The 9,689-nt window shown below is 64.5% G+C and carries 10 protein-coding genes; 6 read left to right on the forward strand and 4 right to left on the reverse strand.

Going from position 1 to position 9,689, the window contains the following annotated elements; translation table 11 throughout:
- Nucleotides 1-241: 241 nt before the first annotated feature.
- Genes waaC through rfaD form a run of 3 tightly spaced genes read right to left on the reverse strand, consistent with a single transcriptional unit; the run spans nt 242 to nt 3,143 of the window.
- A complete protein-coding gene (waaC, locus tag LB528_RS29760) occupies nt 242-1,216 on the reverse strand; it encodes a lipopolysaccharide heptosyltransferase I (protein ID WP_224517670.1) in 975 nt (324 codons plus the stop codon).
- On the reverse strand, nt 1,213-2,220 hold the full coding sequence (gene waaF / locus LB528_RS29765; protein WP_224717206.1) for a lipopolysaccharide heptosyltransferase II: 1,008 nt from the start codon (nt 2,218-2,220) through the stop codon (nt 1,213-1,215). Before waaF ends, waaC begins: the two co-directional genes overlap by 4 nt.
- The gene (gene rfaD, locus LB528_RS29770; RefSeq protein WP_224717207.1) at nt 2,193-3,143 is read right to left on the reverse strand and encodes an ADP-glyceromanno-heptose 6-epimerase; all 951 of its coding nucleotides are present in this window, start codon (nt 3,141-3,143) and stop codon (nt 2,193-2,195) included. The genes waaF and rfaD overlap by 28 nt, the downstream gene beginning before the upstream one ends.
- 238 nt (nt 3,144-3,381) lie before the next feature.
- Between rfaD and LB528_RS29775 the strand changes: the two genes are divergently transcribed.
- The 4 genes from LB528_RS29775 (at nt 3,382) to LB528_RS29790 (ending at nt 6,855) form a co-directional block, all read left to right on the forward strand.
- On the forward strand, nt 3,382-4,014 hold the full coding sequence (locus LB528_RS29775) for a LysE family translocator (protein WP_224717208.1): 633 nt from the start codon (nt 3,382-3,384) through the stop codon (nt 4,012-4,014).
- Between the two features lie 154 nt (nt 4,015-4,168).
- Nucleotides 4,169-5,653: a D-glycero-beta-D-manno-heptose-7-phosphate kinase gene (gene rfaE1 / locus LB528_RS29780; protein WP_224517662.1), complete on the forward strand. Its 1,485-nt coding sequence runs from the start codon at nt 4,169-4,171 to the stop codon at nt 5,651-5,653.
- Nucleotides 5,654-5,660: 7 nt separating this feature from the next.
- The gene (locus LB528_RS29785) at nt 5,661-6,233 is read left to right on the forward strand and encodes an SIS domain-containing protein (protein ID WP_224717209.1); all 573 of its coding nucleotides are present in this window, start codon (nt 5,661-5,663) and stop codon (nt 6,231-6,233) included.
- Nucleotides 6,226-6,855, forward strand: coding sequence for a D-glycero-alpha-D-manno-heptose-1,7-bisphosphate 7-phosphatase (locus tag LB528_RS29790; protein ID WP_224517660.1), 630 nt, complete (start codon nt 6,226-6,228; stop codon nt 6,853-6,855). The genes LB528_RS29785 and LB528_RS29790 overlap by 8 nt, the downstream gene beginning before the upstream one ends.
- 68 nt (nt 6,856-6,923) lie before the next feature.
- Here LB528_RS29790 and LB528_RS29795 read toward each other — a convergent pair whose 3' ends face one another.
- Nucleotides 6,924-7,400: an Lrp/AsnC family transcriptional regulator gene (locus LB528_RS29795; RefSeq protein ID WP_224517659.1), complete on the reverse strand. Its 477-nt coding sequence runs from the start codon at nt 7,398-7,400 to the stop codon at nt 6,924-6,926.
- 275 nt (nt 7,401-7,675) lie between these two features.
- Here LB528_RS29795 and trxB point away from each other — a divergent pair, with 275 nt between their 5' ends.
- Both trxB and LB528_RS29805 read left to right on the forward strand, forming a co-directional pair.
- Entirely contained in the window at nt 7,676-8,650 is a 975-nt protein-coding gene (trxB, locus tag LB528_RS29800) for a thioredoxin-disulfide reductase (protein ID WP_224717210.1), read from the forward strand.
- A 69-nt stretch (nt 8,651-8,719) separates the two neighbouring features.
- Nucleotides 8,720-9,616 (forward strand): LysR family transcriptional regulator, encoded by an 897-nt coding sequence (locus LB528_RS29805; RefSeq protein WP_224517655.1) that lies wholly within the window; start codon nt 8,720-8,722, stop codon nt 9,614-9,616.
- Nucleotides 9,617-9,689 lie beyond the last annotated feature (73 nt).

Raw genomic sequence — 9,689 nt, forward strand, 5'->3', positions numbered from 1 at the left:
CATCCGAGCAACCCTCGTCTTTTAATCGCACGAAAGGGCGGGCCACCGATCTCCGCCTCGGAACATGACGTCTAGCGTAGTTTTCTGCGCTTCCGGTGCTCATGTACCTTAAGTACGCTCCGCTCCGGCCTTCGCCAGCCGAAGCCCTCATAAGCGTCTCCGCTCTATGAGGCTGGCCGGCGTAGGCCGGTTCTCGACAACCACGCCATTCGACTCGCCAGAGCGAATTCTGAAAAGGTCCTCACGCTGGCGCCTTTGAACTGAGCGCCAGCAGCCGTTCCGCTTCCGCTATCACTTCAGCCGGCGTCACCCCGCTGCCGGCAGGCGCAAGCAAGGTCGATGCGAACGGGCCGCGCGGGCCGGTGAGACCGGGTTCCGTCGCCAGGAAGATGGCGATTGTCGGCCGGCCGAAGGCGCTGGCGAGGTGGGTGAGGCCGGTGTCGGCGCCGATGACCAGCGTCGAGCGGCCGAGGATTGCGGCGATAACCGCGAGCGGCGATTTTGGAACCAGCACCGTCCCTGGCACGGCACCGGCAATCGCTTGGGCGACTTTCTTTTCCGCCTCGTTCGACCAGGTGGCAACCGGTGTGAACTGCCGGTCGGCCAGTCGGCGCGCGGTTTCGATCCAATCCTCGACCGGCCACTTCTTGTCCTCGCGGCTGGTGCCGTGCAGCAGGAAGGCGGTTTTGCCTTCAACGCCAGCCAGGCCCCCCGCCGGCGGCACGATGCCGGATTCGAGCGCCGACAAATCCGGCTGGTAGCCAAGCGCCAGCCCGAACAGCCGCCTGGTGCGCTCGATGGCATGCAGGTCGCGCGGCACGGCGTATTTGCGCTGATAAAACAGCGTTGCCGAAGGCTCGCGGGCGCTCGCCCGGTCGAAGCCGGCAATCGGCGCGCCGGCCTGGATGGCGACCAGGGCCGACTTCAACAAGCCTTGCGCCTCGATGACAAGATCGTAGTTCCCCACTCGCAGGGCCCGCCGCAGACTTGCCATCTCGCGCCAGGTTTCGCCGTCGAAAAGCTTCTTGCGCCAGCGCCGGATCGCCACCTTGTGGATGGTGCCGATCGCCGGATGCAGGGCCACGAGACCGGCAAACGGCTCCTCCACGCACCAGTCGAAGCGGATATCGGGGCGGTTGCGCACCGCGTCCTCGACGGCGGGAAATGTGTGAATGACATCGCCCATCGACGATGTCTTGACGATAAGCACTTTCATGCCGCTGCCGAAATGTTGAGCAAGCGGTCGGCCGCGGCCGCGACTCGGGCGACATCGAGCGTCCTCAGGCAGTTGAGATGCCCGAGCGGACAGACCTTCTTGTGGCAGGGCGAGCAGGACAGATGCAGCCAGATCAGCTCGGAGCGCTCGCTGAGAGGCGGCGTGTTTTCCGGCGAAGTCGAACCGTAGACGGCGACGATCGGCGTACCGACGGCGGCGGCGACATGCATCAGCCCGCTGTCGTTCGAGACCGCAAGCTTTGCCGCGGCGATCAGGTCGATGGCGTCCTCCAGCCGAGTCTTGCCGGCCAGGTCGACGGCGCCTGGGGCAAGGGCTGCGATCTCGCCGGTCACGTCGGCGTCGTTCTTCGAGCCGAGCAGCGCGACGCCCAAGCCCTTGGCCATCATGTCCCGGGCAAGCCCGGCATAGTGATCGCTCGGCCAGCGTTTTGCCGGGCCGAATTCCGCGCCCGGCATCAAGGCGACGAATTTTTTTGCCGTTAGCCCGAAGCGCGCCAGCAGATCGGCTTGATTGGCCTTGTCGATGGTAAGCCTCGGCGCGCGAAACGTGCCGCCGCGCGCGAGGCCGAAATAGGCGCGCGCCGTGCGCCGCTTCAGTGCCTCGGGCAGCGGCACGATGTCGGTCAGCAGGCCGTAGCGCATCTCGCGCAAATTGCCGACGCGGTGCGGGATGCGGGCAAAGAACGGGATCAAGGCCGATTTCCAGCTGCCCGGCAGCACATAGGCCATGTCATAGCGGCCGCGCAGCACGCGGCCGAAGCGCCTGCGGCTGCGGAATTCGAGCGCTCCCGGCATCAGCGGAAAGTCGATCTGGCTGCGTATCTCGGGCATGCGCTTGACCAGCGGGGCAGCCCATGCCGGCGCCAGCACGTCGATGGCCGCATTCGGATGTTTTTCCTTCAGCGCCGCAAACAGGCACTGCGCCATGACCATGTCGCCCACCCAGCGTGGGCCGATCACGAGGATCGTTGGGCCTTCAGCCATTCGACATAGTCCCTGACGCCGGTTTCGACTGTGCGGAATTGGCCATTGTAGCCGGCCGCGCGCAAGCGGGACATATCAGCCTGCGTGAAACTCTGGTAGCTGCCCTTGAGATGGTCGGGGAAGGGCATGAATTCGATCTCGCCCTTGCCCAGCGTGTCGATCACCGTCTCGGCGATCGCCCGGAACGGCTGGGCGCGGCCGGTGCCGCAGTTGAAGATGCCGCTCGCGCCGCGCTTCCAAAGCCAGAGATTGACGTCGGCGACGTCGCCGACATGGATGAAGTCGCGGCTCTGTTCGCCGGGCCCGAAGCCGCCATAAGCGCCGAACAGCTTCGGGTTTTCGCCACGCTCGACCTGGTTGAACAGATGGAAAGCGACCGAGGCCATGGCGCCCTTATGCGCCTCGCGCGGCCCATAGACATTGAAATAGCGCAAGCCCGCCACTTGCGAGTGATCGGTGTCGAAGACGCTGCGGCGGACGTAATCGTCGAAGAGCTTCTTCGAATAGGCGTAGACGTTGAGGGGACGCTCGAAGTCCGGCTCCTCGCGGAACTCGCTGCCGCCGCCATAGACCGAAGCCGACGACGCGTAGAGGAAGGGCACGCGCAGCTTCAGGCAGGCATGCAGCAGCCGCTTCGAATAGGCGTAGTTCACCTCCATCATGAACTTGCCGTTCCACTCGGTGGTGGTCGAGCAGGCGCCCTGATGGAACACGGCCTCGATGCGGCCGAGCGCGCCGTCCTCGAGCCGGGCGAGAAAATCATCCTTGTCGAGATAGTCGGCGATGCGAAGGTCGGCGAGGTTGGCGATCTTGTGGCCGTCGGTGAGATCGTCGACGACGACGATGTCGTCATGGCCCTCGGCATTGAGAGCGGCGACGATGTTGGAGCCGATCATGCCGGCTCCGCCCGTGACGATGATCATAATGGCCTCTGGTTTGCCTTGCCGATTCCGGCCCTTATAAGGGAGGCCAGCCGGGCTGTCGACAAAGCACGCGTCGCCCCGTCTTAAGCCCGATTGCCGATAATCACGTCAGGTCGGCGCAGCGCCAACGCCGGAATGATGTTGGAAGAATTCGAAGATGTTCGCATCTGTGGTATCGCCGGTATGGAGATCAGGCCAGCAAGGCGTAGCCTGACAGAGACCTGACCGTGAGGGACAAATGCCGTCAACCGAACTGCTCATCGCTTTTTTCGCCACAACCGCGATCTTCGCCTATATCCCTGGCCCCGCCATGCTCTACGCTGCGGCGCAGACCATGGCGCGCGGGCGTTGGTCGGGGCTGACGGCGGCACTTGGCATTCACCTTGGCGGCTATGTGCATGTCTTTGCGGCCGCTGCCGGCCTGTCCGTCCTGTTCCACGCGGTGCCGCCGCTCTATCTTGCGGTCAAGCTCGTCGGCGCGCTCTATCTGATCTGGCTCGGCGTTTTGATGTTCCGCAAACGGACGAACGGCGATACGGCTCTGCCCTTGATCGAGCGGAAATCGGCCAGTCGCGCCTTTTTCGAAAGCGTCACCGTCGAGGTGCTCAATCCGAAGACGGCGATCTTCTTCATGGCGTTCCTGCCGCAATTCATCGATGCCTCGGCGGCGTTTCCGGTCTGGCTGCAGTTCGTCGTGCTTGGAACCGTCGTCAACCTGATGTTCTCCTCGGTGGACATCGTTTGCGTTTTCCTTGCCGGCGCGATGATTGGGCGGCTGCGGCGTTCAGGACGCGCGCAGCGACTGATGCGGCGCGCGGGCGGCGCCGTGCTGGTTGGCCTCGGCGTCCACGTCGCCTTGCAGAGGAGCTGATTGCCCAGCCTGTTCCGCCTGCGGTCCGCGCCCGGCCTTGCCGTTGCACTCGCCCGAATTGCGGTATATCGGCATCGCTTTGAGCGACCCGCGCCACAATTCCGGCGCTGAAACCTAATCAAGTCCAGCCTTCTTCAGGCATACATCGAGTGAGATGATCAAGCACAATCCGCCTTCTCCGGAACCTTTGCATCGCACCATCGCCCGGTTCGGCGACATTACCGTGCTGGTCGTGGGCGATTTCATCCTCGACCGTTTCGTCAGCGGCGTGATCGAGCGCATCTCGCCGGAAGCCCCAATCCCCGTGCTGCATGGCAAGGGCGAGACGTTGAACATCGGCGGTGCCGGCAATGTCGTCTCCAACATCGTTTCGCTGGGCGCGGCCGCGATCCCCGTGTCGGTGATCGGTGCCGACCAGGCCGGCGACAATCTGATGCGCATGCTCGGCGAGATCGGCGTCGACACCGACGGCCTCCTGCAGCGCCAGGACCGCATGACCTCGTCGAAAAGCCGCTTCAGCGCCCTCAACCAGCAGGTGCTGCGTTTCGACGAGGAGGAGATCAAGCCGCTCACCTCCGCCGAGCGGGCGAAGCTCATCGATCACTTCCAGGCCGCGCTTGGCCGCGCCGACATCGTCATCCTTTCCGACTACGGCAAGGGCATCCTGCTCGACGGCGTCGCCGGCGAGCTGATCGCGATCTGCCGCGACGCAGGCAAGCCGGTGCTGGTCGATCCGAAGGGGCGCGATTATGCGCGCTATGCCGGCGCCACGGCGGTGACGCCGAACCGCAAGGAACTTGGCGAGGCGGTCGGCCGCAAGGTGTTCGGCGACGAGGAGATCGTGACCGCGGCGCGCGACCTGATCGCCACGCATGACTTCGAGTTCATCGTTGCCACGCGCAGCGAAAAGGGCATGAGCGTGGTTTCCGCCGAGGATGCCCGTCACATCTCCACCCAGGCGCGCGAAGTGTTCGACGTCTCCGGTGCCGGCGACACGGTCATCGCAAGTTTCGCATTGTCGCTCGCCGCCGGCGCCGACCGGGTGCATGCCGCCGTCATTGCCAATGCGGCCGGCGGCGTGGTCGTCGGCAAGCGCGGCACGGCTCGGCTGAACGTCGAGGAATTGTCCGGCGCGCTGTTCCGCTCGCATGGGCCGACGGCTCATACCGATGCCATTCTTGACGGCAATGCCGCGGCGAGGATGGTCGCCGCCTGGAAGGAAGAGGGGCTGACCGTCGGCTTCACCAATGGCTGCTTCGACATCCTGCATGCCGGCCATGTCAGCCTGCTGCATGCCGCGCGCAGCCAATGCGACCGGCTGGTGCTCGGCCTCAACAGCGACGCCTCGGTGCACCGGCTGAAAGGGCCTGGGCGGCCCGTCAACAACCAGCATGACCGCGCCTGCGTGCTGGCAGCGCTTGCCTCTGTCGACGCCGTCGTCGTCTTCGAGGAAGATACGCCGCTCAAGCTCATCGAGGCGCTTCTGCCGGACATTCTGGTCAAGGGCGCGGATTACACGATCGAGACCGTAGTCGGCGCCGACGTGGTGCAGAAGGCGGGCGGGCGCGTGGTGCTGGTCGATCTCGTCGCCGGCAAGAGCACGACGAACACGATCGGCAAGCTGCGTGCCGCAAACTGAGGGTCTCATGTCCGATTTGAACGACTACCTGGTCCGCTCCGCGACGGCGATCTCGGCGATGGTGGAGCGCGACCTCACCGGCGAGATGGAACGGGCCGTGAGCACCGTGGTGACGGCGCTCTCGCAAGGCAAGGCGCTGCTGATCTGCGGCAATGGCGGCTCGGCCAGCGACGCCATCCACATCGCCGGCGAGCTGGTCGGCCGTTTCCTGAAGGAACGCAAGGCCTACAACGTCATCGCGCTGCCGGCCAACGCCGCGGTGCTGACCGCCTGGGGCAACGACTACGGCTTCGATACCGTCTTCTCGCGCCAGGTCGAGGCGCATGGATCGGAAGGCGCGGTGCTGCTCGCCATTTCCACCAGCGGCAATTCGCCGAGCATCCTTGCCGCCGCCGAGCAGGCGCGGGCGATGGGGATGACGGTGATCAGCCTCACCGGCGAGACCGGCGGCAAGCTCAAGCCGCTAACCGACATCCTGCTCAACGTGCCGTCGACCTCGACGCCGATCATCCAGCAGGGGCATCTGTGCCTCTATCACCATCTGTGCGAGGCGGTCGAAGCGCGTCTCAGCAATGGCTGAAAGCGAAGGCTTTCCGCTGGCCGCGCCGGGCCTTTGGGTCGAGCAGACCACCGCCACGAGCTTTCCGGCCGGCCGGCCGGCGCTGTTCCTCGATCGCGACGGCACGATCAGTGTCGATACCGGCTATCCAGACGATCCGGCGGCCATGGTGCTGCGCGACGGCATCGCGCCGGCCATCGAGGCCGCGAACCAACGCGGCGTTCCGGTCGTTGTCGTCACCAACCAGTCCGGCATCGCACGCGGCTATTTCGGCTGGGACGCGTTTGCCAGAGTGAACGGGCGCGTGCTCGAGCTGCTGGCTGAGCAAAACGCGTTTGTCGACATGGTGCTGGCTTGCGCCTATCACGAAGCCGGCAGGGGTCTGCTCACGGTTGCCGATCACCCGATGCGCAAGCCCAATCCGGGCATGCTGCTGGAGGCTGGCCGCCGCCTCGGCCTCGATCTGAAGCGATCGCTGATCATCGGCGACAAGCCGGCCGACATGGAAGCCGGTCGGCGTGCCGGCCTCATACGTGGCTGGCTCATCGATGGCGAGGCCTCGACGATAAGCGGGCTTTCGGTTTCGCCGTTGCGCTACGCCACGGACCTTGTGGGACTGCTTGCCGCGATACGGTCGCTCTGATCGCGGATTGATTCAAAACCCGGTGCTAAAGTGCTTTTCCCGCGGGGGAATTTCCGGAAGCCGGCACATTAAGTTGGAAAAGCCACCAGCCCTTCATCCTTGACGCGGCGGATTGTCAAAGCGGTACGCACGGTGTCCACATTCGGGGCCGAAGCCAGTTCCTCGATGACGAAGGTCTGGAACGTGCCGAGGTCGCTCGCCACGCAATGCAGCAGGAAATCGGATTCGCCCGAAACCATCCAGGCGTCGCGCACGATCGCCCAGCCGCGCGTGCGTTCGGCGAAGGTCTTCAGCTCGGCATCGGCCTGATGATGCAGGCCGATCAGGCAGAAGGCGACGACATCCATGCCGAGCGCCGGGGCGTTCAGGAGGGCGCGGTAACCTCGGATGATACCGGCCTCTTCCAGCCGCCTGACACGGCGCAGGCAGGGCGGCGCCGAAATGCCGACCCGGTTTGACAGCTCGACATTGGTCATGCGGCCGTCACCCTGCAGTTCGCGCAGGATCTTCCAGTCGATGGCGTCGAGATCGGCTTTGAGCGGCATGGACGGCTTTCGCGCAAGAATCTTTCGCGATTTTGTAATTTGGTTTCGCCTGGGAGGCCATCCCTTTGCGATGAATTTCTCCTTGTTTTGATGCATGTCGTGACGCCGGAGCCGCGCACACCTCTAGGCGACATGCACGGGTGACGGGGCAAATATGGCCCGATATGCGGGGGACGAAGCTTTCCGGGGACGAAGGCCAACTTGCCTTGCTGGTCCCACGGGCAACACTTACATTACGCGCGACAAACCACGGCTGCGCGCCGCAGGGGACTTTCATGAACACCAAACATGCGCCCGTTCTTATCATCGGTTCCGGCCCGGCCGGCTACACGGCGGCGATCTATGCCGCCCGAGCCATGCTGAAGCCCATGCTGGTCGCCGGCCTGCAGCAGGGCGGTCAATTAATGATCACCACCGACGTCGAAAACTATCCTGGTTTCGCCGATCCGATCCAGGGCCCCTGGCTGATGAGCCAGATGCTGGCGCAGGCCGAGCATGTCGGCACCGATATCATCAACGACATCATCACCGAGGTCGACCTCAATGTGCGGCCGTTCCGCGCTACCGGTGATTCCGGCACCGTCTACAGCGCCGATGCGCTGATCATCGCCACCGGCGCGCAGGCCAAGTGGCTGGGCATCCCGTCGGAGCAGACCTTCATGGGCTTCGGCGTTTCGGCCTGCGCCACCTGCGACGGCTTCTTCTACCGCGGCAAGGACGTCGCGGTGGTCGGCGGCGGCAATTCCGCGGTCGAGGAAGCGCTTTATCTGTCTAACCTCGCCAAGAGCGTCACCGTGATCCACCGGCGCAGCGATTTCCGTGCAGAGCGCATCCTGCGCGAGCGGCTGCTCAAGAAGGACAATGTCCGCGTCATCTGGGACACGGTGGTGGACGAGATCACCGGACGGCCGGGCAAGGCGCCGCTGCCGCCTTCCGTCGAAGGCCTGACGCTGCGCAACGTCGTGACCGGCCAGCAATCGAAGCTGCCGGTCGACGGCGTGTTCGTCGCCATCGGCCATGCGCCTGCGGTCGAGCTCTTCGTCGGTAAGCTGAAGCAGAAGCCGAACGGCTATCTGTGGACGGCGCCCGACTCGACGCGCACCGACGTGCCCGGCGTGTTCGCCGCCGGCGACGTTACCGACGACATCTACCGCCAGGCGGTGACGGCGGCCGGGCTTGGCTGCATGGCGGCGCTCGAGGCGGAAAAATATCTGGCGGGCATCGAGGTCCACCGCGAAGCGGCGGAATGACAGATCGGCTAAAAGCCGTTTAAAAGCCTGATTTTTCATTCAGACGCCAAAGGCAACGCGAGGGGAATCATGGCGCTGGACTGGGACAAGCTACGCGTATTTCACGCAGCGGCGGAGGCTGGGTCGTTTACCCATGCCGCCGAGACACTGCATCTGTCGCAATCGGCCATTTCGCGGCAGGTCAGCGCGTTGGAGCATGACGTCGGCGTCGCGCTGTTCCACCGCCATGCGCGCGGCCTGGTGCTGACCGAGCAGGGCGAGATGCTGTTCCGCACGGCGCATGACGTGCTGATGAAGCTGGAAACCATCAAGACGCGGCTGACCGAAACCAAGGACCGACCGTCGGGCGTGCTCAGGGTGACGACCACGGTGGGCCTGGGCGCCGGCTGGCTGACCGAGCGCGTGCAGGAATTCATCGAGCTCTATCCCGAGATCAGCCTGCAGCTGATCCTGGCCAATGAGGAGCTCGATCTCACCATGCGCCAGGCCGATTGCGCCATCCGGCTGCGCCAGCCGCAACAGCCGGACCTAATCCAGCGCCGGCTGTTCACGGTGCATTTCCATCTTTACGCGGCGCCATCCTACATCGCCAAGTTCGGCAGGCCGGCCTCGATCGCCGAGCTCAGGAACCACCGCATCGTCACTTTCGGCCTCCCGGTGCCTTCGCATCTGTCGGAGCTGAACTGGCTGGAGACGGTCGGCGACTTCGAGGGCGGGCAGCGGGTGCCGACCCTGCAGATCAACGACATCCTGTCGATCAAGCGGGCGGTGCAGGGCGGCGCCGGCATCGCCATGCTACCGGACTATGTGATCAACAAGGACTCGAACCTGGTCCAGCTGCTGCCGGAGACCGAGGTGCCGTCCTTCGACACCTACTTCGCCTATCCCGATGCGATGAAGAACCAGGCGAAGCTGCATGTTTTTCGCGACTTCATCATCGCGAAGGCACGCAGCTGGTCCTACTAGACGTCATGTTCCGAGGCGGAGATCGGTGGCCCGCCCTTTCGTGCGATTAAAAGACGAGGGTTGCTCGGATGGG

Source organism: Mesorhizobium sp. CA4 (assembly GCF_020165075.1).
Lineage (GTDB): Bacteria > Pseudomonadota > Alphaproteobacteria > Rhizobiales > Rhizobiaceae > Mesorhizobium.

Excerpts from the sequence above, each read along its gene's own strand:
- waaC (WP_224517670.1), bottom strand. The coding sequence starts at position 1,216 with ATGAAAGTGCTTATCGTCAAGACATCGTCGATGGGCGATGTCATTCAC.
- waaF (WP_224717206.1), bottom strand. The coding sequence starts at position 2,220 with ATGGCTGAAGGCCCAACGATCCTCGTGATCGGCCCACGCTGGGTGGGC.
- rfaD (WP_224717207.1), bottom strand. The coding sequence starts at position 3,143 with ATGATCATCGTCACGGGCGGAGCCGGCATGATCGGCTCCAACATCGTC.
- LB528_RS29775 (WP_224717208.1), top strand. The coding sequence starts at position 3,382 with ATGCCGTCAACCGAACTGCTCATCGCTTTTTTCGCCACAACCGCGATC.
- rfaE1 (WP_224517662.1), top strand. The coding sequence starts at position 4,169 with ATGATCAAGCACAATCCGCCTTCTCCGGAACCTTTGCATCGCACCATC.
- LB528_RS29785 (WP_224717209.1), top strand. The coding sequence starts at position 5,661 with ATGTCCGATTTGAACGACTACCTGGTCCGCTCCGCGACGGCGATCTCG.
- LB528_RS29790 (WP_224517660.1), top strand. The coding sequence starts at position 6,226 with ATGGCTGAAAGCGAAGGCTTTCCGCTGGCCGCGCCGGGCCTTTGGGTC.
- LB528_RS29795 (WP_224517659.1), bottom strand. The coding sequence starts at position 7,400 with ATGCCGCTCAAAGCCGATCTCGACGCCATCGACTGGAAGATCCTGCGC.
- trxB (WP_224717210.1), top strand. The coding sequence starts at position 7,676 with ATGAACACCAAACATGCGCCCGTTCTTATCATCGGTTCCGGCCCGGCC.
- LB528_RS29805 (WP_224517655.1), top strand. The coding sequence starts at position 8,720 with ATGGCGCTGGACTGGGACAAGCTACGCGTATTTCACGCAGCGGCGGAG.